This window comes from Pseudomonas sp. GW822-FHT02D10, from assembly GCF_058802345.1.
The window spans coordinates 86,228-112,720 of sequence record NZ_JBXAOB010000013.1 but is presented as its reverse complement, the minus strand read 5'-3'; the positions used below and the strand labels follow the sequence as shown (position 1 = coordinate 112,720).

24 protein-coding genes, 4 tRNA genes and 1 pseudogene are annotated in these 26,493 nt (G+C 59.6%); 13 read left to right on the top strand and 16 right to left on the bottom strand.

What is annotated here, in order from left to right:
• Positions 1 to 218: 218 nt before the first annotated feature.
• On the bottom strand, positions 219 to 629 hold the full coding sequence (locus AC1RPZ_RS20260; RefSeq protein ID WP_493138804.1) for a pilin: 411 nt from the start codon (positions 627 to 629) through the stop codon (positions 219 to 221).
• Between the two features lie 226 nt (positions 630 to 855).
• Here AC1RPZ_RS20260 and pilB point away from each other — a divergent pair, with 226 nt between their 5' ends.
• From pilB to yacG, 5 genes are read left to right on the top strand one after another with little or no spacing between them, the layout of a single operon-like run.
• The gene (gene pilB, locus AC1RPZ_RS20255) at positions 856 to 2,556 is read left to right on the top strand and encodes a type IV-A pilus assembly ATPase PilB (RefSeq protein ID WP_493138802.1); all 1,701 of its coding nucleotides are present in this window, start codon (positions 856 to 858) and stop codon (positions 2,554 to 2,556) included.
• A 3-nt stretch (positions 2,557 to 2,559) separates the two neighbouring features.
• A complete protein-coding gene (locus tag AC1RPZ_RS20250; protein WP_493138800.1) occupies positions 2,560 to 3,777 on the top strand; it encodes a type II secretion system F family protein in 1,218 nt (405 codons plus the stop codon).
• A 2-nt stretch (positions 3,778 to 3,779) separates the two neighbouring features.
• Positions 3,780 to 4,652, top strand: coding sequence for a prepilin peptidase (locus AC1RPZ_RS20245; protein ID WP_493138799.1), 873 nt, complete (start codon positions 3,780 to 3,782; stop codon positions 4,650 to 4,652).
• Positions 4,649 to 5,272 (top strand): dephospho-CoA kinase, encoded by a 624-nt coding sequence (gene coaE / locus AC1RPZ_RS20240; protein ID WP_493138797.1) that lies wholly within the window; start codon positions 4,649 to 4,651, stop codon positions 5,270 to 5,272. The genes AC1RPZ_RS20245 and coaE overlap by 4 nt, the downstream gene beginning before the upstream one ends.
• Positions 5,269 to 5,469, top strand: a complete 201-nt coding sequence (gene yacG, locus AC1RPZ_RS20235) for a DNA gyrase inhibitor YacG (RefSeq protein WP_493138795.1) — start codon at positions 5,269 to 5,271, stop codon at positions 5,467 to 5,469. Before coaE ends, yacG begins: the two co-directional genes overlap by 4 nt.
• A gap of 9 nt (positions 5,470 to 5,478) precedes the next feature.
• On the opposite strand, the gene AC1RPZ_RS20230 is transcribed toward yacG, so the two are convergent.
• The 3 genes from AC1RPZ_RS20230 to AC1RPZ_RS20220 all read right to left on the bottom strand — a co-directional run bounded on the left by AC1RPZ_RS20230 (position 5,479) and on the right by AC1RPZ_RS20220 (position 7,507).
• Complete coding sequence (locus AC1RPZ_RS20230; protein WP_262114896.1) at positions 5,479 to 5,694, bottom strand: hypothetical protein; 216 nt, start codon at positions 5,692 to 5,694, stop codon at positions 5,479 to 5,481.
• A gap of 63 nt (positions 5,695 to 5,757) precedes the next feature.
• Positions 5,758 to 6,444, bottom strand: a complete 687-nt coding sequence (locus tag AC1RPZ_RS20225; protein WP_493138793.1) for an energy-coupling factor ABC transporter permease — start codon at positions 6,442 to 6,444, stop codon at positions 5,758 to 5,760.
• 130 nt (positions 6,445 to 6,574) lie between these two features.
• Positions 6,575 to 7,507: a LysR family transcriptional regulator gene (locus AC1RPZ_RS20220; protein WP_493138791.1), complete on the bottom strand. Its 933-nt coding sequence runs from the start codon at positions 7,505 to 7,507 to the stop codon at positions 6,575 to 6,577.
• 121 nt (positions 7,508 to 7,628) lie between these two features.
• Between AC1RPZ_RS20220 and AC1RPZ_RS20215 the strand changes: the two genes are divergently transcribed.
• Positions 7,629 to 7,868: a DUF2790 domain-containing protein gene (locus tag AC1RPZ_RS20215; RefSeq protein ID WP_493138789.1), complete on the top strand. Its 240-nt coding sequence runs from the start codon at positions 7,629 to 7,631 to the stop codon at positions 7,866 to 7,868.
• 20 nt (positions 7,869 to 7,888) lie between these two features.
• Here the strand turns inward: AC1RPZ_RS20215 and AC1RPZ_RS20210 are convergent.
• From AC1RPZ_RS20210 to AC1RPZ_RS20200, 3 genes and pseudogenes are all read right to left on the bottom strand, one after another.
• Positions 7,889 to 8,281, bottom strand: a pseudogene (locus tag AC1RPZ_RS20210) (methyl-accepting chemotaxis protein); the annotation flags it as partial.
• A gap of 494 nt (positions 8,282 to 8,775) precedes the next feature.
• A complete protein-coding gene (locus AC1RPZ_RS20205; RefSeq protein ID WP_493138787.1) occupies positions 8,776 to 10,044 on the bottom strand; it encodes an OprD family porin in 1,269 nt (422 codons plus the stop codon).
• Positions 10,045 to 10,118: 74 nt separating this feature from the next.
• Positions 10,119 to 11,462, bottom strand: a complete 1,344-nt coding sequence (locus AC1RPZ_RS20200) for an aromatic acid/H+ symport family MFS transporter (protein WP_493138785.1) — start codon at positions 11,460 to 11,462, stop codon at positions 10,119 to 10,121.
• Between the two features lie 251 nt (positions 11,463 to 11,713).
• On the opposite strand from AC1RPZ_RS20200, the gene AC1RPZ_RS20195 reads away from it, so the two are divergent.
• The 3 genes from AC1RPZ_RS20195 to AC1RPZ_RS20185 all read left to right on the top strand — a co-directional run bounded on the left by AC1RPZ_RS20195 (position 11,714) and on the right by AC1RPZ_RS20185 (position 13,976).
• Positions 11,714 to 12,340 (top strand): DUF1780 domain-containing protein, encoded by a 627-nt coding sequence (locus tag AC1RPZ_RS20195; protein ID WP_477769442.1) that lies wholly within the window; start codon positions 11,714 to 11,716, stop codon positions 12,338 to 12,340.
• A 103-nt stretch (positions 12,341 to 12,443) separates the two neighbouring features.
• A complete protein-coding gene (locus AC1RPZ_RS20190; RefSeq protein WP_493138783.1) occupies positions 12,444 to 12,617 on the top strand; it encodes a DUF3094 family protein in 174 nt (57 codons plus the stop codon).
• Positions 12,618 to 12,677: 60 nt separating this feature from the next.
• Positions 12,678 to 13,976 (top strand): NAD(P)/FAD-dependent oxidoreductase, encoded by a 1,299-nt coding sequence (locus AC1RPZ_RS20185; RefSeq protein ID WP_493138781.1) that lies wholly within the window; start codon positions 12,678 to 12,680, stop codon positions 13,974 to 13,976.
• A 54-nt stretch (positions 13,977 to 14,030) separates the two neighbouring features.
• Here the strand turns inward: AC1RPZ_RS20185 and AC1RPZ_RS20180 are convergent, their stop codons facing one another.
• The 8 genes from AC1RPZ_RS20180 to rluD form a co-directional block, all read right to left on the bottom strand.
• Entirely contained in the window at positions 14,031 to 15,656 is a 1,626-nt protein-coding gene (locus AC1RPZ_RS20180; RefSeq protein WP_493138779.1) for a methyl-accepting chemotaxis protein, read from the bottom strand.
• Positions 15,657 to 15,818: 162 nt separating this feature from the next.
• Positions 15,819 to 15,895, bottom strand: a tRNA-Pro gene (locus AC1RPZ_RS20175).
• A gap of 96 nt (positions 15,896 to 15,991) precedes the next feature.
• Positions 15,992 to 16,067 (bottom strand) — tRNA-Lys (locus AC1RPZ_RS20170).
• A 5-nt stretch (positions 16,068 to 16,072) separates the two neighbouring features.
• A tRNA-Pro gene (locus AC1RPZ_RS20165) sits at positions 16,073 to 16,149 on the bottom strand.
• A 9-nt stretch (positions 16,150 to 16,158) separates the two neighbouring features.
• A tRNA-Asn gene (locus AC1RPZ_RS20160) sits at positions 16,159 to 16,234 on the bottom strand.
• A 296-nt stretch (positions 16,235 to 16,530) separates the two neighbouring features.
• Positions 16,531 to 19,095 (bottom strand): ATP-dependent chaperone ClpB, encoded by a 2,565-nt coding sequence (clpB, locus tag AC1RPZ_RS20155; protein WP_493138777.1) that lies wholly within the window; start codon positions 19,093 to 19,095, stop codon positions 16,531 to 16,533.
• A gap of 132 nt (positions 19,096 to 19,227) precedes the next feature.
• Complete coding sequence (gene pgeF, locus AC1RPZ_RS20150) at positions 19,228 to 19,953, bottom strand: peptidoglycan editing factor PgeF (protein WP_493138775.1); 726 nt, start codon at positions 19,951 to 19,953, stop codon at positions 19,228 to 19,230.
• Positions 19,950 to 20,912: a 23S rRNA pseudouridine(1911/1915/1917) synthase RluD gene (rluD, locus tag AC1RPZ_RS20145; RefSeq protein WP_123423611.1), complete on the bottom strand. Its 963-nt coding sequence runs from the start codon at positions 20,910 to 20,912 to the stop codon at positions 19,950 to 19,952. Before rluD ends, pgeF begins: the two co-directional genes overlap by 4 nt.
• A gap of 151 nt (positions 20,913 to 21,063) precedes the next feature.
• Here rluD and AC1RPZ_RS20140 point away from each other — a divergent pair, with 151 nt between their 5' ends.
• The 4 genes from AC1RPZ_RS20140 to AC1RPZ_RS20125 all read left to right on the top strand — a co-directional run bounded on the left by AC1RPZ_RS20140 (position 21,064) and on the right by AC1RPZ_RS20125 (position 25,362).
• Positions 21,064 to 22,080, top strand: coding sequence for an outer membrane protein assembly factor BamD (locus tag AC1RPZ_RS20140; protein ID WP_493138773.1), 1,017 nt, complete (start codon positions 21,064 to 21,066; stop codon positions 22,078 to 22,080).
• A 126-nt stretch (positions 22,081 to 22,206) separates the two neighbouring features.
• A complete protein-coding gene (locus tag AC1RPZ_RS20135) occupies positions 22,207 to 22,440 on the top strand; it encodes a PP0621 family protein (RefSeq protein ID WP_493138771.1) in 234 nt (77 codons plus the stop codon).
• Positions 22,430 to 24,019 carry a sensor histidine kinase gene (locus AC1RPZ_RS20130; RefSeq protein ID WP_493138769.1) on the top strand — a complete coding sequence of 530 codons (1,590 nt, stop codon included), beginning with the start codon at positions 22,430 to 22,432 and terminating at the stop codon, positions 24,017 to 24,019. Before AC1RPZ_RS20135 ends, AC1RPZ_RS20130 begins: the two co-directional genes overlap by 11 nt.
• The gene (locus AC1RPZ_RS20125; protein WP_493138767.1) at positions 24,016 to 25,362 is read left to right on the top strand and encodes a sigma-54-dependent transcriptional regulator; all 1,347 of its coding nucleotides are present in this window, start codon (positions 24,016 to 24,018) and stop codon (positions 25,360 to 25,362) included. Before AC1RPZ_RS20130 ends, AC1RPZ_RS20125 begins: the two co-directional genes overlap by 4 nt.
• A 9-nt stretch (positions 25,363 to 25,371) precedes the next feature.
• Here the strand turns inward: AC1RPZ_RS20125 and thiO are convergent, their stop codons facing one another.
• Entirely contained in the window at positions 25,372 to 26,472 is a 1,101-nt protein-coding gene (thiO, locus tag AC1RPZ_RS20120; RefSeq protein ID WP_493138765.1) for a glycine oxidase ThiO, read from the bottom strand.
• Between the last annotated feature and the right edge of the window lie 21 nt (positions 26,473 to 26,493).

Below are 26,493 nucleotides of genomic sequence, written 5' to 3'. Positions count from 1 at the left end.
CAATAACCCAATACAAATCAACATGTTATAAAAAAACAAATCCCCGAAATCATGCAAAATGCATGACCCGGGCGTTGTTGACATGCAAGTTGCGGTTTTTATCGAAGATTCAGAGCCAGAGTTGCCGGGATGTTCTCGAATCACTGTCAGACCACCGAACAGTGAACAAAAAATGCCCCGCGTCCGCAGAGGCGAGGCATTGATGCGTCGATGCAAGATCAGACGCCCGTGCAACCCTTGGGCGCGTAGTCCTGCAATACCGTGGTCCCGCAGCTCCAGCCGGTCGTTGCCGACCGTGTGAGTGTGATGGTTTTGCCGAGCACCGGTCCTGGCGCATTGACAATCGTGCAAACAATAGTGCCTACACCGGTGGCGGCAGTACCCGATGCCGTGATCGTGCAGTTACCGGTAGTTGCCGTGCCGTTGATCGCCGCCAGCGTCGGGTCAGTGCCCTGATTGATGATGTCTTCAAAAGGCACCTTCAGCGCCGAAATTTCCGCCACCCCCGCCGTCACCTTGGCCCGCGCCTGATATTTGGAATACATCGGCAACGCGAACGTCGCCAGAATGCCAATGATCGCCACCACGATCAGCAGCTCGATGAGGGTAAAACCTTTTTGATTATTCATAGAACAGGCTCCATGCATGAGGCGAAATCTCATGTCCTGAACAAGCCAAAGCACAGCACATGCCAAGCCCTGCGCCCCCTGCTGGCGGGGCATCAGATCGGCAATAGTCCCGCGTACGCCCCGAGGAACCGCACTATCTGACACTTTTTGTCACCTCAAGAGCGCTGGTGGGGTTCCATCCGTTGACTAGGCTATAAGTCTTGAACGGTCTGCGTCTGGTATTTGAATGAATGACATCGCCCTCAGCGGTCTGGCCAAGCAATTGGTGCTGGCCGAACTGCTCACTGACCAAAGCGCGCAACAGGCGTATCAGCAAGCCCAACGCAATCGCATTTCCCTGGTCAGCTATCTGGTACAAAACAAACTGGTGAACAGCCGTCAGGTTGCGGAAATCGCCTCTGAGCATTTCGGCGTGGCATTCCTGGACCTCAACTGCCTCGACAAAGACTCCCAGCCCAAAGACCTGGTCAGCGAAAAGCTGATTCGCCAGCACCACGCCCTGCCGCTCTGGCGGCGCGGCAACAAGCTGTTCGTGGGCATTTCCGACCCGAGCAATCAGCAGGCGATCAACGACATCCAGTTCAGCACCGGGCTGACCACCGAAGCGATTCTGGTCGAAGACGACAAGCTCAGCGACGCCATCGACAAGTTCTTCGACAGTCGCAGTTCGGGAATGGAGGAGATGGCCGACGTCGACCTCGACGGTCTGGACATCGAAACCATCGACGACCAGCACCAGGACGTCATCACCGCCCAGGACTCCGACGATGCCCCGGTGGTGCGCTTCGTCCACAAGATGCTGCTGGACGCGATCAAGGGCGGCTCCTCGGACCTGCATTTCGAGCCTTACGAAAAAATCTACCGGGTGCGGGTACGGACCGACGGCATGTTGCGTGAAGTCGCCAAACCGCCGATTCAACTGGCCAACCGCATCGCCGCGCGCCTCAAGGTCATGGCCAGCCTGGACATCTCGGAGCGGCGCAAACCCCAGGACGGGCGGCTCAAGATGCACCTGTCGAAAAACAAATCCATCGATTTTCGGGTCAACACCCTGCCAACGTTGTGGGGCGAAAAAGTCGTGATCCGGATTCTCGACCCCTCCAGCGCGCAGATGGGCATCGACGCCCTGGGTTACGAGCCTGATCAGAAAGACCTGTACATGGCGGCACTCAAGCAACCTCAAGGGCTGATTCTGGTCACCGGGCCGACGGGTTCAGGGAAAACCGTGTCGCTGTACACCGGGCTGAATATCCTCAATACCGTCGATATCAATATCTCCACCGCCGAAGACCCGGTAGAGATCAACATGGAAGGCATCAACCAGGTCAACGTCAATCCCAAGCAGGGCCTGGACTTCGCTCAGGCGTTGCGCTCATTTCTGCGCCAGGACCCGGACGTGATCATGGTCGGCGAGATCCGCGACCTGGAAACCGCCGAAATTGCGATCAAGGCTGCGCAAACCGGACACCTGGTGCTTTCTACCCTGCACACCAACAGCGCGGCGGAAACCCTGACCCGCCTGCACAACATGGGCATCCCGGGGTTCAACATCGCCACCGCCGTGCACCTGATCATTGCCCAGCGTCTGGCTCGCAAGCTGTGCAGCCACTGCAAAAAAGCCCTCTCGATTCCCGACGAAACCCTGATCAAGGAAGGCTTCCCTCGGGAATGCATCGGCTCCTTCACGATCTACGAACCCGCCGGTTGCGAACACTGCAACAACGGTTACAAAGGCCGAGTCGGTATTTATGAAGTGGTAAAAAACACCCCAGAGCTGCAACGGCTGATCATGGCTGAAGGCAATTCTCTGGAGATCGATGCCCAGATGCGCAAGGACGGCTTCAACGACCTGCGCACCTCGGGCCTGCTCAAGGCCATGCAGGGCGTCACCAGCCTTGAAGAAGTCAACCGGGTCACCAAGGATTGAGTCATGGCGGTCAAAGCAATCAAAGTCAGCGTCTACGCCTGGGAAGGCACCGACAAAAAAGGCAGCAAAATAACCGGTGAGCTGAGCGGCCATAACCCGGCCTTGATCAAGGCGCAGCTACGCAAACAAGGCATCAACCCGGGCAAAGTCCGAAAAAAAACCGTTTCGCTGTTCAGTGCCGGCAAACGTATCACGGCATTGGACATTGCCCTCTTCACCCGGCAAATGGCGACCATGATGAAAGCCGGCGTGCCCTTGCTGCAATCGTTCGAGATCATCGGCGAAGGCTTCGACAACCCGAACATGCGCAAGCTGGTGGACGAGGTGAAACAGGAAGTCGCCGCCGGCAACAGCTTCGCCACTGCGCTGCGTAAAAAGCCGCAGTACTTCGATGAGCTCTACTGCAACCTGGTCGATGCTGGCGAGCAGGCCGGCGCGCTCGACACGCTGCTGGAGCGGGTTGCGACCTACAAGGAAAAAAGCGAAAGCCTCAAGGCCAAGATCAAAAAAGCCATGACCTATCCGCTGGCCGTGGTCTTTGTCGCAATCATCGTCACCGGTATTCTGCTGGTCAAAGTGGTTCCGCAGTTTCAGTCGGTGTTTGCCGGGTTCGGTGCAGAACTCCCGGCTTTCACGGTGATGGTGATCGGCCTGTCCGAGTTCATGCAGGCGTGGTGGTGGCTGTTACTGGGCAGCCTGATCGTCGGGCTTCTGGGTTTTCGCCATGCGCTCATACGCTCACAACGCTTTCGCGACTGGCTGGACACTCACCTGCTGAAGCTGCCGATCGTCGGAACGCTGCTCTACAAATCGGCGGTGGCCCGGTATGCCCGCACGCTGTCGACCACCTTCGCCGCTGGCGTGCCCTTGGTCGAAGCGCTGGATTCGGTGGCAGGCGCCACAGGCAATATCGTGTTCAAACGGGCGGTCTTGCGCATCAAGCAAGATGTCTCCACCGGCATGCAGTTAAATTTCTCGATGCGCACCAGCGGGATTTTCCCCAACATGGCCATTCAAATGGCCGCCATTGGCGAGGAATCCGGTGCACTGGACGACATGCTCGGCAAAGTGGCGACCTACTATGAAGCTGAAGTCGACAATATGGTCGATAACCTGACCAGCTTGATGGAACCCGTCATCATGGTGGTGCTCGGCGTCATTGTCGGCGGGCTGGTGGTTGCCATGTACCTGCCCATTTTCCAACTCGGCACAGCGATCTGAACATGCCCTTGAGTGAGCTTCTGGCCGGTTACCCACTGGCCTTCGTGTTAACCGCGCTGGTCCTTGGGCTGGTGATCGGCAGTTTTCTCAATGTGGTGGTCTGGCGCTTGCCGAAAATGCTCGAACGCGATTGGCGGCAACAAGCCCAGGACGTACTGGGTTTGCCAAGCGACGCACCGGGGCCGACCTACAACCTGATGCTGCCGCATTCGCAGTGCCCGCAGTGCGCTCATCAACTCCGCGCCTGGGAAAACATTCCGCTGCTCAGCTATCTGGCGCTGCGCGGCCGCTGCTCAAGCTGCAAAGCACCGATCAGCGCCCGCTACCCCTTGACCGAACTGGCCTGCGGCTTGCTGTCAGCGTTCGTCGCCTGGCACTTCGGCTTCGGCTGGCAGGCGGCGTGGGTGCTGGTCTTGAGCTGGGGCTTGCTGGCGATGTGTCTGATCGACGCCGACCACCAATTGCTGCCGGATGTGCTGGTGTTGCCGTTATTGTGGCTGGGGTTGATCGTCAACAGCTTCGAGCTCTTCGTATCCTTGCATGAGGCGATGTGGGGCGCGGTGGTCGGCTATCTGCTGCTGTGGTCGGTGTATTGGCTGTTCAAACTGATGACCGGCAAGGAAGGTATCGGCTACGGTGACTTCAAGCTGCTGGCGCTGCTCGGAGCCTGGGGCGGCTGGCAGATACTGCCGCTGACGGTCCTGCTTTCATCATTGGTGGGCGCCGTAGGAGGGGTGATTTTGCTGCGGGTGAAAGAAGCGAAAACCTCGACGCCAATCCCCTTCGGACCGTATCTGGCAATTGCCGGCTGGATTGCCTTGCTCTGGGGTGGTCAAATAACCGGCTTCTATTGGCAGTTTGTCGGTTTCAAATGAATACCCCTGTGGAAAAACCCTGGATTCTCGGCCTGACCGGTGGCATCGGCAGCGGCAAAAGCGCGGCCGCCCGGCATTTCATCGATCTGGGTGTGCATGCGGTGGATGCCGATCATGCCGCGCGCTGGGTGGTCGAACCCGGTCGCCCGGCGCTGGCACAGATTGCCGAGCACTTCGGTGCCGGCGTGCTGCAAGCCGACGGCCAATTGGATCGCGCCGCACTGCGCAAGCTGATCTTCGAAGTGCCCGATGAACGCCGCTGGCTCGAAGCGTTGCTGCATCCGCTGATCGCTGAGGAAATCACTGCGCACCTGGCACGCGCACAATCACCTTATGCGATTCTGGTGTCGCCGCTGTTGATCGAGTCCGGGCAGTACAAAATGACCCAGCGAGTGCTGGTGATCGACGCACCGGAACACTTACAGATCGAACGAACCTTGCAGCGCGACCAGACCAGCGAACAGCAGGTTCAGGCAATCCTCAAGGCTCAATCCAGCCGTCAGGACCGCATCAGCCATGCCGACGATGTAGTGGTCAACGACCGCGACCTCGCCTGGCTGCACAGCGAAGTCGAACGCCTGCATCACTTTTACCTTACTTTGCGTGGAGGCCAGTCATGAGCCAACCCCCTGTCGTCGAATGTCCAACCTGCGGCGCCCCTGTTGAATGGAGCGAGGCCAGCACCTTCCGGCCGTTTTGCTCGGACCGTTGCAAACTGATCGATCTGGGCGCCTGGGCGTCGGAAGAACACAAGATCCCGGTCAGCCCGGATGCTGAAGATGATCTGTTTACGGAAGATTTCGACCCGCGTCACTGATCCCCAGCATCAGGGCCGCATGAACCCGTAATCCTGGCCGTCATCGAGATTCTCTGCCAGAAACTGCAACTCATCGGCCAGATCCTCGACACTGCGCACCGCCTTGCTCTGTTGCACCACCGCACTGAGCAAGGCACGCAGGCTCAACCCGGGTTCAAACCCCGCCTCCTGCGCCGACTCCAGACTGTTGCGCAACTCCTGCCTTGCCCACTCGTAAACGCTCATGCCGCTGCTCCTGAGGATTTTTCAGAGCATGGGATCGCCAGCGATTTGAGCCTTTGATATGGATCAAGGCTTGTTGTCGTCCTTCCACGGCGCCGACAAATAACGTGTGCGGTTGAAGGTTTCCAGCCACTCGGGGCAGAACACCACCAGCGCACTGACCACCATGCCGTTGATGAACGCTTCGGGGAAGATGATCAGCCACAGGTAACCGACAAAATCCTCCAGCCACTCCGGCATCGCAAAACGCTCGTCGAACCACAGCAACCCCAGCCCCAGCAGCAGGCAGAGCAATGCCGAGAGCGCGGCGGCCAAAAAGCCTGAGCAAAAGATATACACAAAGGGATTACGCGGTTGCGCCCGCTCCACCAGGATCGCGCAGCTTTCGGTGACCAGTACCGGCAACAGAATCAGCAACGCGCCATTGATCCCCATCGCCGCCAGGTCTTGACGCCCGAGCAGTACCAGCCCCATCTGCGCCACCAGCCCGCCGACAATCGCCAGCGGCCAGTCCAGAAGCAACGTCACCGCTGTCATGCCGATAATGTGGTAGGAGACGCCGGTATCGAAGTCCCGTCGCACCAGCCAGAGGACGAACAGCGCGAACACAGTGCCGAACAGCAAGTGCTGACGCCGACTGTCGGTAAACAGCTCCACCCACGGCGCTCGCGCAATGGCCCAGGTCAACACCGGCACGTAGATCAACCAGCCGACCGTGAGGGTTTCGGGGGACAGTAATGCGGCACCGATCATCGCGGTAGACACTCCCGCGCCCACAACGGCACAAAACCCGGTAACCCTACAGAGCAGATCTTCACTTCAGACTCCTTGTCGAACCGAAACAAGCCTTGAGTCTACACCGCCCTGCGCGCGCCCTTCGATCTCAGGCCCAGTGGCGTGGATTGTTCATCACCGCCTCATGCTCGGCGAACAGGCGCGGTAACTCGGCCTTCAGAAAGTCCACCCAGGTTCGGACCTTCGCATCGAGAAAGCGCCGCGACGGGTACAACGCGTAGACATTGCGCTCTCGCGGGCGATAGGTCGGCAGCAGGCGCAGCAATGTGCCGTCGCTTAACGGCCGTGTCGCGGTATAAAACGGCAACAGACTGACCCCCATCCCCGCCTCGGAAGCCTTGACCATCGACTCGGCAACATTGCACTGAAAGGTCTTCGCCGGGCTGACGCGATGCTCACCCTTAGCGTCATGGAACACCCATTGATCGCTGTACAACGGATCGAGCATGCGCAAACACCGATGATCGTTCAGCTCCAACGGATTGTCTGGCACACCGTGGCGTTGCAGGTAATCCGGGGAGGCGCAGGGCACGCTGAAAATCTGCCCGATGACCTGGGCGACAAACTGCGAGTCGGCCAACTCATGGGCAATAGAAATCACCACGTCATGACCTCCTTCCAGCGGATCCGGATTGCGTTGCGACAAGGTCAGCTCAAACACCACATCAGGATAGAGTTCGGAGTATCGAGCGATCAGCGGCGTGATCAGAACACCCAGGCCATGCATGCTGTGAACCCGCAACCGACCGCTGGGCTTGAGATGAGCACCACGCGCTTCGGCCGTGGCCTCCTCCATCTCTTCGAGTATTTGCCGACCGCGCAGCAAAAAGCGCTCGCCGGCCTCGGTCAGGCTCAAACGCCGAGTGGTGCGTTGCAGCAGGCGCGCCTGTACATGCTGCTCCAGATCCGCGACCAGTCGGGACACTTGCGCGGTCGAGAGCTCGAGCGCGTCGGCGGCGGCGGTGAAACTGCCGCTGTCCACCACGCGGACGTACACCCGCAAGTTGTTGAGCAAATCCATAGACCCTCCTCGGGCACTGACTGTTGCGTTTCACGTAAGGCTGCATCAGGCGTTTGCCCCTTTATCGGTAGCGGGCGTGGCATAGACTTCAATCATCGGAACTCACACGGAGCACGCAAAAATGAAAACCTTGATCAGTCTGTTTCTGACCGTTGTCGCCACCTCGGCCATGGCCGCCGGCAACGAACCCACCACCGCGTACAACCCGGCGCAACCGCTGGACATCGCCAAGGTGGTATCCGTGACAAACACCGCCACCGCCTGCGACGTAGTGCCGGCGACCATGGTCTACATCGATCATCAAGGCCAGACCCATCGCGTGACTTACCAGGTCATGGGCAGCTGCACGAGCGACCTGTGATCCCTGGCTCGCTGCACGACTCAAACGACCATCCGTTTCGCCTGCAAGGCCAGATCATGCAGCCCGGCCAAGCGCGCCATGATGCGCTCGACCACTTCGACCCGGGCCAGCGCACCACTTTGCAGTTCGCCCATCGAGTGCAGCGCCACTTCGGCCTTTTCCAGCCCCAGACGCGTTGAACCGGCCAACTGTTCGATTCCTTGGCGCGCATGCTCGGCGGACTGCTCCAGGCCCGTCGCGATCTGCCTGATCTGCGCACTGGAATCCGCCGCCTGACGGGACAGATTACGCACTTCATCCGCCACCACCGCAAAGCCTCGGCCATGGCTGCCTGCCCGTGCCGCCTCGATGGCTGCGTTCAACGCCAGCAGATTGGTCTGACGAGAAATGTCCTGAATGCTGCCGACAATTGCACCGATGCGCATCGACTGACCACCAAGCTCATCGAACACTTGATCCAGACGCTGCATGTACAGGTTCAGGTCCCCCAGCACACTCGCCGAAGACTGCATGCTCAGCGCACTCGCCTTCACCCGCTCGCCGGCCGTGCGTGCCAGTTGATTGGCGAAGCGCATGTCTTCCTCGGTTTGCAGCACCGACTCGGTCAATTGCTCCAGCGTGAGGTGCACAATCGCACCGGGCCATTCGCGCTCGGGTTGCACTGCCGGGGTCGGAGGCTCGATCAGCACCACGCTCGGCACGGGAACTTCAGACTCAAGCGGCGATGCCACTATCACCGGTGGCTGTCGACGATACAGCGCCGCAGCGAACAGCAATGCGAGGTTGATCCCGCCAGCCAGCAGCAGCCGCTCGTTATCGCCCCAGGCCAACATCACAGCGCCCACGCCAGCACTCATCAACAACAAACCCGCACCGATCTTGCGCGGCCCGCGTTCTTGCGCGCCGGTCATAGCAGTGTCCAGGTGTAACTGAGGATCAAGCGGTTTTCATCGATATCACTGCGGTAGTTAGAACGCGCCATGGCGTTGCGCACGCGTATCCCGAGGCCTTTAAGGGTACCGCTCTGCAGCACATAACCGAGATCGAGATCGCGCTCGCGGTCCTTGCCTTCGAAACCCCTGCCGGTGTCGACGTTGTTGCCGGTGATGTAACGCACAGTGCTGGTCAGCCCCGGCACCCCGAGGGCGGCGAAGTCGTAGTCGTAGCGCGCCTGCCAGGAGCGTTCGTCGGTGTAGGCAAACTCGTAGGTTGGCACCTCGTTGCCCAGCGGCGAGATGTTGGCGAAGACCCGCGGGAAGGCGCTGTCGCCGTACATGCCCTGATAACCGACATAAAACGTGTGGCCGCCACGCGTGGCCGACAGCAAGGAAAAGAACGCCCGGTTGTCGATGGTGCCGAGCAACTTTTTGCCGTCTTCATGGGAGTCGTAGTAGCCCAGGTTAGCGCCCAGGGTCCAGTCGCCCAATGGTTCGCTGTGCTTGAGGCCGAGGAAGCGCTGGTTGTAGATATCTTCCAGTTGCCCGTACCAGGCACTGACCGAGGTGCGTTTGTCATTGAAAGCGTAATCGGCGCCCGCAAAGTTGAAGCCGTCACTGCTGACCTGGCGCTGCGGCACGTGACCCAGCATGGCCTGCATCTTTTGCTCGCCGGATTCGTTGCGCAGGCTGGTCGAACTCAAATGCCCGGCCTGCAACGTCAGGCCATTGATCTCGTTGGAGCTGATGCTCGCCCCTTGGTAGCTCGGCGGCAGCAAGCGAATATCGCTGAAGGCCAGCACCGGCAGGTTGGGTTGCAATTCACCGACCTTCAACTCGGTCTTCGAGTAACGCAGCTTCAACGCACCGGCCAGGCGGCTGTAATCATCCGCCGCGCGCCCATCGCTCTGTACCGGCAACAACCCGGTATTGACCCGATCCGGGCTGCTGTCGAGCTTGAGGCCGAGCAACCCGATGACATCCACACCGACACCGACGGTGCCTTGGGTGTAGCCGGACTTTACGTTCAGGATAAAACCTTGGGCCCACTCCTCGGCCTTCGACTGCTTGTTGGCCCCGACAATGTCGGAGAAATCCCGGCTGAAGTAGTAATTGCGCGCCTGCAACGTGGCGCTGGTGTCTTCGATAAAGCCGCCCTCGGCAGCCATCAGGCCACTGGAAAAACCCAAGACGACCGCCAGGGACACCACTGAACCGAGTGTGGGGATAATCTGTTTCATCGCTTTTCTCTTATTGTTATTGATCGACAGGTTGGCGTGCGCCACCCGCAGTATTTCGAGGCGAGTGGTGGGGATCAGGCGCTGGTCGGCGCCAGTCTCGAGGTGACGCCTGGGCTGGTGCGCTGGCTGCTGATGGCGAACACGACCATGGCGATGGCCGCGACCGCCCCCGGCAAGGCGAACGCCATGAAGTTCAGTTGCAGCGGCAGACTGATCCCCAGCAACGCACCGCCCAGCAGCGGGCCGACGATGGCCCCGTTGCGGCCGATACCCGAGGCCCAGCCCAAACCGGTGGAACGAATGGCCATGGAATAGAACTGCGCGGCGCAGGCGTACAACAGGATCTGCGAGCCGATCGTGGTGGCGCCGGCAATGGCGATCAGCAGATACAGCACTGGCGTCGGGCTGTTGAAGCCGAGCAAGGTGATGGATACGGCAGCGATGGCGAAGAACACCGCCAAGACCCTCGGCAGGTTGAGTTTGTCACCCAACACCCCGCCGCCGACCGCGCCGAATATTGCGCCGAAGTTCAGCACCAGCAGAAATGACAGGCTCGACCCCAGGCTGTAACCGGCGTTGGCCATCAGTTTCGGCAGCCAGGAGCTCAAGGCATACACCATCAACAGACAGCAGAAAAATGCCAGCCACAACATCAGCGTGCGCACCGCCCGGCCTTCACGGAACAGTTGCAGAACCGGGGTGCCGGTGCCCTTCACTTCGGTCATGTGCAGTTCATCGCTGGCTTGTGCGACATACGCCGGATCGACGCGCTGGAGAACCTTGCGCGCCTCTTCGTTACGACCCTGACGCAGCATGAAACCTACCGACTCGGGCAAGAAGTACATGATCAGCGGCAACAACAGCAACGGCAAAATCGCCACATAAAACACCGACTGCCAGCCAAAGCTTGGGATCAGCACGATGCCCAGCCCGGCCGAGAGCATGCCGCCCACCGAGTAGCCGCTGAACATGATCGCCACCAGGGTGCTGCGGATTTTTTTCGGCGCGTACTCGTTCATCAGCGCCACGACGTTGGGCATCACCCCGCCAATCCCCAGCCCGGCAATGAACCGGCAAATGCCAAATTCAGTGGGGTTGCTGGCAAAACCATTGAGCACGGTAAAACCGCTGAAGAGCATCACGCACAGGGTGATGGCCTTTTTGCGGCCGATCTTGTCCGACAGCGGGCCGAAAAACAGCGCCCCGAACATCATGCCGAACAGTGCATAACTGCCTAATGCACCCGCCTGCAGAGGACTCAACCCCCAGTCTTTCATCAGCATCGGCAGCACCACACCGTAGATCACCAGGTCGTAACCATCGAAGATGATGATCAGGGCACACCAGCACAGCACCCTCCAGTGAAAGCGGTTGAAGCGTGCGTTGTCGATAACCTCATGTACGTCGATCGTGCGCATGGCATCTTTCTCTTGTTGTTGTTTTTTTAAGAGCATCGGTAACGCGGTAAACGTCCGTACAGCCGAGGGTAGGGACGCATGGCGCGCGGCACTATCCGCTTTGCGCAGATCGCTATCCGTTTTGTGCAGTGCCCTGAACCGGGCTTTGAAGGAAGATCGCCGGATGCATGCAACGATGAAGACTCGGGAAAGTTTTTCCTCTCCGACAAACTGTCTTCTTTGCGATCGCATTTGAACGCTAAGCTTGGCCTATGGATGACTCAGATTATTTACGCCTGCTGACCATCGCGGCCGAGCAAGCCAACGCGTTCCTTTCCAACGCCCGCAAATGGGAGCGTGAGCGTTGGGTCTGCCAACGCCTGCTGCAAGGCTTGAATATTCCCTACCGCGTCGACGAATTCAGCCCTGCCGGGGAGCCGCCGGACGTCCTGTTTCGCGAGGCGAATTTCGAAGTGTTCTTCGTGCTCGACGAAGGTCGACGGCTCAATGACGAGTGGCGCGACGAGCTACAACGCAGGCGCAGTGCTTTCTCCCTGAGCCAACTGGTGCGCCGCGAAGCCAAACCCAGGCGTATTCCAGCCAACGAGTTTTTGCTGAGACTGGCACCGACCTTGCGCAAAAAAGCGCACAACTACAAGGAACGCGGCATGGACCTGGGCGAACTGGACATCATCGCCTTCGCCAGCCTCAAGCGCGAAGTGCTCGACCTCAACAGCCATTTCCCACCGCCCACCGAATACCTGCGCCAGGGCTGGCGCTCACTGTCACTGGTGGGCCCGACCTTCGCCAGGGTGCTGTTCGCCCACCCCGATGCACCGGACTTTTTGCGCGGTAACCTGGGGCGCAGCATCCTCTTCGACGTCGGGATCAGCCTGTGAGCGTCGAGCCCTTCCCTGCCAGCGGCTATGCTCCGTTCACAGGGGGATAAATTCCCTGTAGCTTCTGCACATTCAGCAACGTCTACCCCTGACGAGGCCCGATATGACCAGCCGCCTGAAACCCGACGACCAGCAGCGTGTCGAAGAGTACCTGCAACTGTCCCAGAACCGAGTCGAGCGCCGGCCTTTCCGGCCGTGGATGCTCCTCGTGGTGGTATTGGCAGTGACGATTGGCCTGGGCCTGCTGAGCCGACTTATCAGTTACCTGACGCTATGAGCCGCTTCGCGCTCGCTCGGGTAAATGCACAGATTTCTTTTAGCCTTGCGAGATATCCCCATGACTCATCGTATTGTCATTGCTGGCGGCGGCGCCGGCGGTCTGGAGTTGGCTACCCGTCTGGGTAAGACTCTGGGCAAACGTGGCACGGCCAGCGTGATGCTGGTCGACGCGAACCTGACGCACATCTGGAAGCCGCTGCTGCATGAAGTGGCGGCAGGTTCCTTGAACTCTTCCGAAGACGAACTCAACTATGTCGCCCAGGCGAAATGGAACCACTTCGAGTTCCAGCTGGGGCGCATGAGCGGGCTCGATCGCGCACAGAAGAAAATCCAGCTCGCCGCTACCTACGACGAGAATGGCCTGGAACTGGTGCCGGCTCGCGAGGTGGGTTACGACTCGCTGGTGATTTCAGTCGGCAGCACCACCAACGATTTCGGCACTCAGGGCGCGGCGCAGCACTGCCTGTTCCTCGACACCCGTAAACAGGCCGAGCGCTTCCATCAGCAATTGCTCAACCACTACCTGCGCGCCCACGCCGGGCAATCCGATGCGGTTCAGCAGATCAGCGTGGCCATCGTCGGCGCAGGCGCCACTGGCGTCGAGCTGGCGGCGGAGCTGCACAACGCGGCCCACGAACTGGCGGCCTACGGCCTGGACCGCATCCTGCCGGAAAACATGCACATCACCCTGATCGAAGCCGGTCCACGGGTGCTACCTGCCCTGCCGGAACGAATCGGCGGCCCTGTGCATAAAACCCTGGAAAAACTCGGGGTCAAAGTGCTGACCAACGCAGCGGTCAGTGAAGTCACCTCCGATGCGCTGATCACAGCCAGCGGCCAGGAGATCAAGGCCAGCCTGAAAGTCTGGGCGGCCGGGATTCGTGCGCCGGGTTTCCTCAAGGACATCGACGGTCTGGAAACCAATCGGATCAACCAGCTACAAGTGCTGCCGACCCTGCAAACCACCCGCGACGAAAACATCTTCGCCTTCGGTGACTGCGCGGCCTGCCCGCAACCCGGCACCGATCGCAACGTGCCGCCACGTGCGCAGGCGGCACACCAACAAGCCTCGCTGCTGGCCAAATCATTGAAACTGCGCATCGAAGGCAAGGCGCTGCCTGAGTACAAGTACACCGATTACGGTTCCTTGATCTCGCTGTCGCGTTTTTCGGCGGTGGGTAACTTGATGGGCAACCTGACCGGCAGCGTGATGCTCGAAGGTTGGCTGGCGCGGATGTTTTACGTGTCGCTGTACCGTATGCATCAGGTCGCGCTGTACGGCCCGTTCCGCACGGCGATGCTGATGCTCGGCAGCAAGATTGGCCGCGGGACAGAACCGCGTCTGAAGCTGCACTGACAAAGCCAACAATGTGGGAGCAAGCTCGCTCCCACATTTTTTTATCGCTCAAATTCACACCTGAAAGCGCCGTACCATGCCTTGCAACGCATTGGCCAACTGCGACAGTTCATGGCTGGAAGCGCTGGTCTGATCCGCACTCGCCGCAGAACGCACCGACAAATCACGGATGTTCACCAGATTACGATCCACTTCCCGCGCCACTTGCGCCTGTTCTTCGGCGGCACTGGCGATCACCAGATTGCGCTCGTGAATTTCATGCACCGACGCGGTGATGGTTTGCAGGGCGTCGCCCGCCCGCTCGGCCAGTACCCGCGTACTGGCAGCACGCGAGGCACTGGCCTGCATGGACTCGAGTGCCAGGCTCGACCCGTTGCGCATGCCCTGCACCATCAGCTCGATTTCCTGGGTCGACTGCTGCGTGCGATGCGCCAGCGCCCGCACTTCATCGGCCACCACCGCAAAACCTCGCCCGCTCTCCCCCGCGCGCGCGGCTTCGATCGCGGCATTTAGCGCCAACAGGTTGGTTTGCTCGGCAATGGCGCGAATCACATCCAGCACCTTGCCGATGTCCTGTGATTGGTTGGCCAACGACTGCACCAGTTCACCGGTGTGCTGCACATCGCTGGCCAGGGCGCTGATGGCACTGGCGGTTTCACTGACTCGCTCCTGACCCAGATGCGCCGACTCACTGGACTGGCGGGTCGCATCGGAAGTCGACACCGCATTGCGCGCGACTTCTTCCACGGCGGTGGTCATTTCGTTGACTGCGGTCGCCGCCTGTTCGATCTCGTTGTTCTGCTGTTGCAGGCCCTGAGTGCTGTCGAGAGTCACCGCGTTCAACTCATCCGCCGCCGTGGCCAATTGCGTGGCCGAACCGCTGATGCCTTGCAGGGTTTCCCGCAGGTTTTGCTGCATGGTCGCCAGCGCCTTGAGCAAACGGCTGACTTCGTCGTTGCCATGGGTTTCGATGGGCTGGGTCAGGTCGCCCCGCGCCACGTTTTCGGCTGCATTCAGCGCATTGGTCAGCGGGCGCACGATGCTGCGGGTCAGCAACATGGCGAGTCCGACGGTGGCCAGAGCGGCCAAACCGATGAACAGGCTGACAATCAGGCGCGAGGTTTGGTAATGCGCTGCGGAATTCTGGCTTTCAGTGGCGACCTGTTTGGCGAACAGTTCTGCCAGGTCATTGAGCTGCTTGCCGGAACCGTCGACCACGGTTTTCATGTCGACCAGCAGCAGCTTGGTCAGCTCGTCACGCCGACCTTGCTCGGCCAGGACGAAGGACTGGGCGATGCCCGAACGATAGGCCGCGAAGGTTTTTTTGAACTGGTCATACAACCCTTTGCCTTCGGCGGTGGTGACCAGCTTATCGTAGGCGGCGATCTTGTCGCCCAGCTCCTTGTCGCGGGTGTCCATCTGGCTGCGGTACTGCGCAATGTTCTTCAGATCCGGATCCAGGGCCATGCGCAGAGAAATGGTACGGATGCGCAGCATGATCTCGCGGATCTCGTCGCCACCACGAATGCTTGGCAGCCACTGATTCTCTACCGCGACCTCACTGTCGCGAATGCTCGACATCTGTCCCAGCGCGAACACGCCGAGCAAGGCGACCAACACCGCAATAAGGGCAAATCCCAACGCTGCGCGAGGCGCGATATTCAACTGACGAAGCAACATAACGAGCGCCCTTTTTCTTGTCGTGGCTTGAGTAAAGGGGCGTTACTGCGGCAGTCCCCCGTCAGCAGGTTATCGGCAAGTTGTACGATGACTTGAAGGCAACGGGGATTTTTCAACAGGCAAAAAAAATCCCCGTATCTTTCGATACGAGGATTTTTAATATGGTCGGGGTAAGGGGATTCGAACTCCTGACATCCTGCTCCCAAAGCAGGCGCGCTACCGGACTGCGCTATACCCCGGTAAAAAAAAGGAACCCTTTGAAAGGCTCCTTCTTCGATCAGCGCTTTTGGCCTCTGATCTTAAGATTCGATTCCAGCGCTAACTGGTTTCAAAAATGGTGGGTCGTGTGGGATTCGAACCTACGACCAATTGGTTAAAAGCCAACTGCTCTACCAACTGAGCTAACGACCCAAAAATGGTCGGGGTAAGGGGATTCGAACTCCTGACATCCTGCTCCCAAAGCAGGCGCGCTACCGGACTGCGCTATACCCCGGTTTGAAATTGGCTCCGTGACCAGGACTCGAACCTGGGACCCAATGATTAACAGTCATTTGCTCTACCGACTGAGCTATCACGGAACTACATATTTCAATTACAACTGTGAAGCTTGCTTCATCTCTTCGACTCGTTCGCATCGCTGCGTTCGTGTGTCTGAGGCGCGCTATTCTACAATCTTAAACACCTCTGTCAACCCCCTAAATTGCTTTCAAGACAATGATTTGCAACTTATTTCAGATTTCTCCTTGGGGAGAAGAAACCGTTGGGGCGACTTACTGCGGGGCGCACTTTACAAGCCTTTTCCTTACAGTTCAACACCCTAAGAAAAAAAAGGCCCCGCGATGCGGGGCCTCCTCCATTAGCGTGCAGCGAACGCTCAGTTGAAAACGATTTCGTCGTTCGCAACGGTGGCCGTCACGGTGGCGCCTGGCAGGAAGCTGCCGGACAGAATCAACTGAGCCAGTGGGTTTTCGATCCAGCGCTGGATCGCTCGTTTGAGCGGCCGTGCGCCATAGACCGGGTCGTAACCCACCGCAATCAACTTATCCAGCGCCTCGCTGCTCAACGTCAGTTTCAGCTCACGCTCTACCAGACGGCTGCGCAGACGACCCAACTGGATCTCGGTGATGCCGGCAATCTGATCACGCGCCAACGGCTCGAAGATCACCACTTCGTCGATCCGGTTGATGAACTCCGGACGGAAGTGCGTCGACACCGCATCCATCACCGCCGCACGTTGCGCCTCACGATCACCGACCAGTTCCTGGATCTGCACTGAGCCCAGGTTGGACGTCATGACGATCACCGTATTGCGGAAATCCACGGTACGTCCGTGACTGTCGGTCAGGCGACCATCTTCCAGCACTTGCAGCAACACGTTGAACACGTCCGGGTGGGCCTTCTCGACCTCGTCCAGGAGGATCACCGAATACGGCTTGCGACGCACCGCCTCGGTCAGGTAACCGCCCTCCTCATAGCCCACGTAGCCTGGTGGGGCTCCGATCAGCCGCGCCACGGAATGTTTCTCCATGAACTCGGACATATCAATGCGCACCATCGCCTCTTCGGTATCAAAGAGGAACTCGGCCAAGGCTTTGCACAACTCGGTTTTACCGACACCCGTCGGGCCGAGGAACATGAACGAACCGCTCGGGCGATTCGGGTCGGACAACCCGGCACGCGAACGCCGCACAGCGTTGGCCACCGCCACCACGGCTTCGTTCTGGCCGATCACGCGTTGGTGCAACAGGCTTTCCATTTTCAGCAGCTTGTCGCGCTCGCCTTCGAGCATTTTCGACACTGGAATGCCGGTCCATTTCGACACGACTTCGGCAATCTCTTCTTCAGTCACCTTGCTGCGCAGCAACTGATTTTCGCTCTTGCCGTGCTGATCGACCATTTGCAGGCTGCGCTCCAGATCCGGGATCACCCCGTACTGCAACTCGGCCATACGGTTGAGGTCGCCTTTGCGGCGGGCGGCTTCCAGTTCCTGACGGGACTGTTCGATTTTCTGCTGGATCTGCGCCGAGCCCTGCACTTCGGCTTTTTCCGAATTCCAAATCTCTTCGAGGTCCGAGTACTCACGCTCGTGACGAACGATTTCTTCCTGGAGCTTTTCAAGACGCTTCTTCGCCGCTTCGTCGTCTTCTTTCTTCAGCGCCTGAGATTCAACCTTGAGTTGAATCAAACGCCGCTCCAGACGATCCAGCACTTCCGGCTTGGAGTCGATTTCCATGCGAATACGGCTGGCCGCTTCGTCGATCAGGTCGATGGCCTTGTCCGGCAACTGACGGTCAGTGATATAGCGATGGCTCAGCTTGGCGGCCGCAATGATTGCGCCGTCGGTGATCGCTACCTTGTGGTGAACCTCGTAGCGCTCTTTTAGGCCACGCAAAATCGCAATGGTGTCTTCTTCACTCGGCTCGTCCACCAGCACTTTCTGGAAGCGCCGTTCAAGGGCCGCGTCCTTCTCTATATATTGGCGATACTCATTGAGCGTGGTCGCGCCAACGCAATGCAGCTCGCCACGGGCCAGTGCCGGTTTGAGCATGTTGCCGGCGTCCATCGAGCCTTCGCCTTTACCGGCGCCGACCATGGTGTGCAGCTCGTCGATGAACAGGATGATCTGACCTTCCTGCTTCGACAGCTCGTTGAGCAGGGATTTCAGGCGTTCTTCGAACTCGCCACGGTACTTGGCACCGGCAATCAGCGCGCCCATATCCAGCGACAGCAGGCGTTTGCCTTTCAGGCCATCCGGCACTTCGCCGTTGATGATGCGCTGGGCCAGGCCTTCGGCGATCGCGGTTTTACCCACGCCAGGCTCACCGATCAGCACCGGGTTATTCTTGGTGCGGCGTTGCAGGACCTGAATGGTCCGGCGAATTTCATCGTCACGGCCGATCACCGGGTCGAGCTTGCCTTCTTCGGCGCGCTTGGTCAGGTCGACAGTGTATTTGTCCAACGCCTGACGCGATTCTTCGTGATTGGCGTCATTCACTGCTTCGCCGCCACGCAGGTTGTTGATCGCGTTTTCCAGGGCTTTCTTGCTGACGCCCTGACCGAGCAGCAACTTGCCGAGCTTGCTGTTCTCGTCCATGGCGGCAAGCAGCACCAGCTCGCTGGAGATGAACTGGTCACCCTTCTGCTGGGCCAGGCGATCGGCCTGGTTGAGCAGACGCGCCAGGTCCTGCGACATGTTCACGTCGCCGGTGGGATTCTGGATTTTTGGCAGATGGTCGAGCTCTTTGCTCAACTCTTTGCGCAGGCTATTGATGTCAAAACCTGTTTGCATCAGCAGCGGTTTGATCGAGCCGCCCTGCTGTTCAAGCAGCGCTTGCATCAGGTGCACAGGCTCAATGCCGGGATGATCGAGGCCGACAGCCAGGGATTGAGCATCGGATAAGGCTAACTGTAATTTGCTGGTTAAACGGTCTATACGCATTGGTCACCTTCCTAAATGGGCAGGCCGGAGCGATAAATACACCTTAATGAAGAAAACCTGCCAGATACCCCACTAGATGCGGTCGATTCTGGGAGTTTCAAGCGTCATACAGTTGATGTAGATCAGGAAAGTCTAGCGTTCCAGCCAGACCAGGGAGGCAAACCGACCAGTGCGAGGACTGCGGCGGTAAGAAAAGAAGCGTGGATCGGTCACCGTGCAGAAGCCGCCACCGTACACGGCAGTGACACCGCGGGCTGCCAGACGCAGGCGCGCCAGCAGATAGATGTCGGCCATGAACTTGCCGGCGTTGTGGCTTGGGACGAAGGCCTGACCGGTTTCCGGGAGTTGCTGGACAAAGACCTCGCGAACTTCCGGGCCGACTTCGAAGGCTTTCGGACCGATGGCCGGGCCGAGCCAGACGAGCACCTCGGCAGGGTCTACGTCCAGGCTTTCGACGGTTGCCTCAAGCACACCCGCCGCCAGACCGCGCCAACCGGCATGAGCGGCGGCGACGCGAGTACCGGCGCGATCACAGAACAATGCGGGCAAACAGTCGGCCGTCATTGCCGCACAGGCGATGCCCGGCGTGGCAGTCCAGCTCGCGTCAGCCGTCGCGACCGTAGTCGGGTCGGCATGGGCCACGGCAACGCCGTGAATCTGTTGCAACCAGGCCGGTTGAATAGAGAAGTGTTCAGTCAGACGTAGGCGATTCTCGGCGACAGCCGCAGGGCTGTCCTCGACATGATCGCCCAGGTTGAGGCTGTCGAACGGCGCCAGGCTGACGCCGCCCGCCCGGGTGGTGACGCAGGCTTTCACCCTGGCCGGCGCGGGCCAGTCAGGAATCAGCCAGTCCATCATCCGATGAACGCCTCACGGTCTTGCTTGAGCAGCGACAGCAACCAGACGAAATCGTCCGGCAGTGGCGATTCCCAGCTCATGCGCTTACCGGTGGTCGGGTGATCCAGCTCCAGGAAACGCGCATGCAGCGCCTGACGCGGGAAGTGTTTCAGCGACTCAACCATGGTCACACTGGCTGCCGGCGGAATACGGAAACGGCCGCCGTAGGCAGGATCTCCGACCAACGGAAAGTTGATGTGGGCCATGTGCACGCGAATCTGGTGCGTACGACCGGTTTCCAGCTTGACCCGCACGTGAGTGTGGGAGCGGAAACGCTCGAGCACGCGGTAATGACTGACCGCCTGCTTGCCGCCTTCCATCACCGCCATGCGCTGACGCTGCTGGCCGTGACGACCGATCGGCGCGTTGATCTTGCCGCCGGCGGTGACCACACCAATCACGATGCATTCGTAGATCCGGCTGACGCTGCGGCTCTGCAACTGTGTGACCAGCTGCGTCTGCGCCTGAATGGTCTTGGCCACCACCATCAGACCGGTGGTGTCCTTGTCCAGACGGTGCACGATACCGGCGCGCGGCACATTGATGATATCCGGCACGTGGTGCAGCAAGGCGTTGAGCAAGGTGCCGTCGGCGTGACCGGCAGCAGGATGCACCACCAGGCCCGCAGGCTTGTTGATCACCAGGATGTCGTCATCTTCATAGACGATGTCCAGGGCGATGTCCTGAGCAATCCATTCTCCTTGAGCTTCCTGCTCGGCAGTCAGCTCAAGAATGGCGCCGCCGTGAACGATGTCTCGCGGGCGGATGACCGCTCCATCCACAGTCAGGCGGCCGTCTTTGATCCAGGCGGAAAGGCGCGAGCGCGAGTGCTCAGCGAATAATTGTGCGGCGACTTGATCGAGGCGTTGGCCGCCCAATTCGGACGGCACCTCTGCGCGAAGTTCAATTTTATCGGACATGCTCAGACTAGGCGTCGGCACAGCCTTTGGTTTCGGCTGCGCGCTTGTGGTTAAATACGGCGTCTTTTGCCCCGAGGCTATTCAACGGGGTACTCATCATAACAGGACGGCCCCGCCCAAGACAGCGGCCGTCATAGGGACGCAAGCCGCCATGCAAGTGAAACACCTGCTGCTGATCGCCATCCTCGCATTGACCGCTGCTTGCTCATCGAAGGAAGTCGTCGACGAAAACCTCAGCGAGGTCGAGCTGTACCAGCAGGCTCAGACCGACCTGAACAACAACAGCTATACCAGCGCCACAGCCAAGCTGAAGGCTCTGGAATCGCGTTATCCGTTCGGTCGCTACGCTGATCAGGCTCAACTCGAACTGATTTATGCGAACTACAAGAACGCCGAGCCTGAGGCTGCCAAGTCGGCCGCCGAGCGTTTTATCCGTCTGCACCCGCAGCACCCGAATGTCGATTACGCGTACTACCTCAAGGGCCTGACCTCCTTTGACCAGGACGTCGGCCTGCTGGCGCGCTTCCTGCCGCTGGACATGACCAAGCGTGACCCGGGCGCCGCACGTGACTCCTACAACGAGTTCGCCCAGCTCACCAGCCGCTACCCAAACAGCCGCTACGCGCCAGACGCCAAGCAACGCATGATTTATCTGCGTAACCTGCTGGCGTCCTACGAAATTCACGTAGCCAACTACTACCTGACCCGTCAGGCGTACGTTGCAGCGGCCAACCGTGGTCGTTATGTGGTGGAAAACTTCCAGGAAACCCCTTCGGTCGGTGACGGCCTGGCGGTGATGGTCGAGTCCTACCAGCGCCTGCACCTGGACGAGCTGGCCAACTCCAGCCTCGAAACCCTGAAGCTCAACTACCCGAAGCACCCGACCCTGGTCGATGGCCAGTTCGTGCCGCGGGTCGCCGAAGCCGACAACCGTTCGTGGCTGAGCAAGGCCACCCTGGGCCTGATCGAATCCCGTCCACCGCTGCCGCCGGGCGAAACCCGCGCCAACCAGGACGTGATGAAGCAGTTCCAGGATGCCAAGGACGCGATTCCTTCCGACCTCAAGCCTAAGGAAGGCGATGCGGTCGAAGAACAGCAGCACGAGGCCGAAGGCAACAACAGCAACCGCTCGTGGTTCAGCTACATGACCTTCGGTGTGTTCGACTGACACCCGCGAGGTACCCAAAAGGGAGACTTTCGAGTCTCCCTTTTTTTATTCCCGAATTTCATTGCGCTGTGCGCTTCTCCAGTCCTTGGCTAAACTGCCGGATTATTCATTGCAAAGCGGCTCACCATGCTTCGTTTACTGTTCTGGATTGCCCTGATTGCTGCTGCCGTATGGTTCTGGCGCAAGTTCAAGCGCCCCACCGACACCCCACATACGCCCAGCGAACAAGATGCGCCGCCCATGGTTCGCTGTGCCCATTGCGGTGTACACCTGCCACGCGACCGTGCGCTGAGACTTCAACAACAGTGGTATTGCAGCCAGGCTCACCTTGAGCAAGGCCCGAGCTCACGTGATCGCTGAGACCTCAAGTCCCGGCGGCAAACAGGCCCAGCGACTGCTGCGCCTCTATCATCTCTACCGTTTAAGCATCGGCTTGCTTCTGGTGCTGTTGGTCTCCAGCAACATGGACAACCAGATGCTGGAATTCGCCAACGGCGACCTCCTGCGCACCGGCAGTTGGCTGTACCTGATTCTGAATATCCTGCTGGTGGTGTTTCTGGGGAACCCCAGACAACCCGCACACATTTTCAGTCTCGCGCTAGCCGATACCCTGCTGTTGTCCGTGTTGTTCTATGCCGCAGGCGGCGCGCTCAGCGCTATCGGCAATCTGCTGATTGTGTCGGTGGCTATCAGCAATGCTCTGCTGCGTGGGCGCATCGGCCTGCTACTCGCGGCCATCGCCAGCATTGGCATCATCTCCGTGAGTTTTTACCTGAGCGATAGCCACCCCACTAGCGCCAATCACTACTTGCAAGCCGGCACCCTCGGCGCGCTGTGCTTTGCCGCGGCGTTGCTGGTGCAGGGTCTGACCCGGCGAGTGGAGATCAGCGAGAGCCTGGCCGAGCAGCGCGCCAGCGAAGTGGTTAGCCTGGAAACGCTCAATGCGCTGATCCTGCAACGCATGCGCACCGGCATCCTGGTGCTCGACAGCGAGCGCCGAGTTCAGCTGGCCAATCACAGCGCCTTGAGCCTGTTTGGTCAGGAACGCCTCGACGGCCAACTGATCGACGATTACTCGACAGCTCTGGTCGAGCGCCTGCAACTCTGGTTCAACAACCCGACCTTGCGCCCACAAAGCCTGAAAGTCGCCAGTACCGGGCTGGAGCTGCAACCGAGCTTTATTGCACTGGGCCTGAACGAACAACGTCAGACCCTGGTATTTCTCGAAGACCTTGCCCAGGTCGCGCAACAAGCCCAGCAACTCAAGCTCGCGGCACTGGGCCGGCTAACCGCCGGGATTGCCCATGAAATCCGCAATCCATTGGGCGCCATCAGCCATGCGGCGCAGTTGCTGAACGAGTCTGAGGAACTGATGGGCGCGGACCGGCGTCTGACGCAAATTATTCAAGACCACTCTCAACGCATGAACCGAGTGATAGAAAACGTTCTGCAGCTTTCGCGCCGTCAGCAAACCGTGCCGCAACGGCTCGAGCTGAAACCGTGGCTGGAGCAGTTCGTGCAAACGGTGCGCGAAGGTGCAACGGATCACCAGCAGATTCATCTGAGCGTAGGTTCAGGCCCCTTCACCACATTGATGGACCCTGACCAACTGACTCAGGTGCTCGACAACCTGCTGCGCAATGCCTGGCGCCACAGCGCCCTTGCACACGAGCAGGCCGAGGTCTGGCTCACGCTCTGTGTCGACCCCGACAGCCAGCTTCCCACCCTCGACGTGCTGGACAATGGGCCCGGCATATCAGTGGAGCAGCAAGCGCATCTGTTCGAACCGTTCTTCACCACCAGTAGCCAGGGCACTGGCCTGGGTCTCTATCTGTCCCGTGAGCTGTGCGAAAGCAACCAGGCCCGCCTAGACTTCAAACCACGCCAAGGCGGCGGCTGCTTTCGCATCACCTTTGCTCACGGACGGAAACAAAGTTGAAGACAAGCTCACGACAAAAAGTCCTGATCGTCGATGACGAACCGGATATTCGCGAACTACTGGAAATCACCCTCGGCCGAATGAAGCTCGACACGCTGAGCGCGCGCAATGTCGACGAAGCACGGAGCCTACTGGCCAATGAACGGTTCGACCTGTGCCTGACCGACATGCGCCTGCCCGACGGCACCGGCCTGGAGTTGGTGCAGCACATTCAGCTGAGCTATCCACAAGTCCCCGTGGCGATGATCACCGCTTATGGCAGCCTCGATACCGCCATCAACGCGCTGAAAGCCGGGGCCTTCGATTTCCTGACCAAACCAGTGGACCTGACCCGGCTGCGGGAGCTGGTGGTCAGCGCCCTGCGCTTGCCGGTCGCCTGCGGCGCTACCAGCGCCATCGAGCGCCGCCTGCTCGGCGACTCATTACCCATGCGCAACCTGCGCAAACAGATCGACAAACTGGCGCGCAGCCAGGCGCCGGTGTACATCAGCGGCGAGTCCGGCAGCGGCAAGGAATTGGTCGCCCGGCTGATTCATGAACAAGGTCCACGCAGCAGCCAGCCGTTTGTGCCGGTCAACTGCGGGGCGATTCCGTCCGAATTGATGGAAAGCGAGTTTTTTGGTCATCGCAAAGGCAGTTTCAGTGGCGCCATCGAAGACAAGCCCGGGCTGTTTCAGGCGGCCAACGGCGGCACCCTGTTTCTCGATGAAGTGGCCGACTTGCCGTTGGCGATGCAGGTCAAACTGCTGCGAGTGATACAGGAGAAGGCCGTACGCAGCATCGGCGGACAGCAGGAAGCCATCATCGATGCGCGAATACTCTGCGCCACCCACAGGAACCTGGACGCCGAAGTGCTCGCCGGGCGCTTTCGGCAGGATTTGTACTATCGGTTGAATGTGATCGAACTGCGCGTCCCGCCGTTGCGCGAGCGCCGTGACGACATCGAGCTGCTGGCCAGTCATGTGCTCAAGCGTCTCGCGGCAGGCAGCGGCTTGCCGGCCGCCCATCTCCAGCCGCAAGCCCTCGATGCGCTCAAGCGTTACCGTTTTCCGGGCAACGTCCGCGAGCTGGAAAACATGCTCGAACGGGCATACACCCTTTGCGAAAACCAGCAGATCGAAGCCAGCGACCTGCGCCTGACTGACGGCAATTGCAGCGCCGAAACCGGTTTGCCGGACCTGACGAAAATCGACAATCTTGAACAGTATCTGGAGAACGTCGAACGCAAACTGATTCTCCAGGCCCTGGAAGAAACCCGCTGGAACCGTACAGCGGCGGCCCAGCGGTTGAATCTGTCGTTTCGGTCGATGCGTTACCGGCTGAAGAAATTAGGCCTGGATTGAGCGGCGGCTTCAGATCCGCCCTGTCGGCGCATAAGGTGCCGGATCGATAACCGGTTCACGGCCAAGCATCACATCCGCAAACAACTGACACGACGCCGGCGCCAGCACCAACCCGTTACGGTAATGCCCGCAATTGAGCCACAACCCGGCAAACCCTGGCACCGCGCCAATGTACGGAATCCCCTCCGGCGAACCCGGCCGCAACCCCGCCCAATGCCCGACCACCTCGGCCTGCGCCAACGCCGGAATCAGTTCGACCGCCGAAGCCTTGAGGCTTTCCAGGGCGGACTCGGTCGGCGTCTTGTCGAACCCTTCGTGTTCCAGCGTGCTGCCGATCAGGATGTGCCCGTCGCGGCGCGGAATGGCATAACGGCCCTTGGCCAGAACCATGCTCGACAGGAAGTCCGATGCGCATTTGTAGAGGATCATCTGCCCCTTGACCGGCTCCACCGGCAACGTCAGGCCCAGGGTTTTCAGCAAATCACCGCTCCAGGCGCCAGCGGTCAGTACCACCTGATCGCCAAGGATCGGGCCCTTTGAACTCTCTACACCCACCACCGCATCGCCTTCACGAATGAACGCGCTGACCTCGCACTGCTCATGAATGGTCACATTAGGCAGCGCCAGCAATGCCGCCTTGAGGGATTTCACCAGTCGCGGGTTACGCACGTTAGCCACATTGGCCATGTAGATCGCCCGCGAAAACCCCGGCCCCAACACCGGTACGGCATCGTGAGTAGCCGAGATATCCACAGGGCTCAGCGGACGGTTTTCCCGCTTGGCCCAGGCGAGTGCCTCGGCCTCGTCATCCAGATCCAGCCAATACAGGCCCGTGGTGTGAACCTCGGGATCGACTCCGGTGGCCACGAACAGATGTTCGGCCAGCTGTGGATAAAAGTCCTGGGACCAGTGAGCCAATGCGGTGACCGCCGGGCTGTAGCGCCACGGGTACAGCGGCGAAACAATGCCGCCGCCGGCCCAGGACGATTCCTGGCCCACGTTCGAGCGATCCAGCAGAACCACGCTCTGCACGTGCGACGCCAGATTAAACGCGGTCAGCAGGCCGATCACCCCACCGCCGACAATCACCACTTGCTGTTGCTTGGCCATCATCTGATCCAACAATAAAAA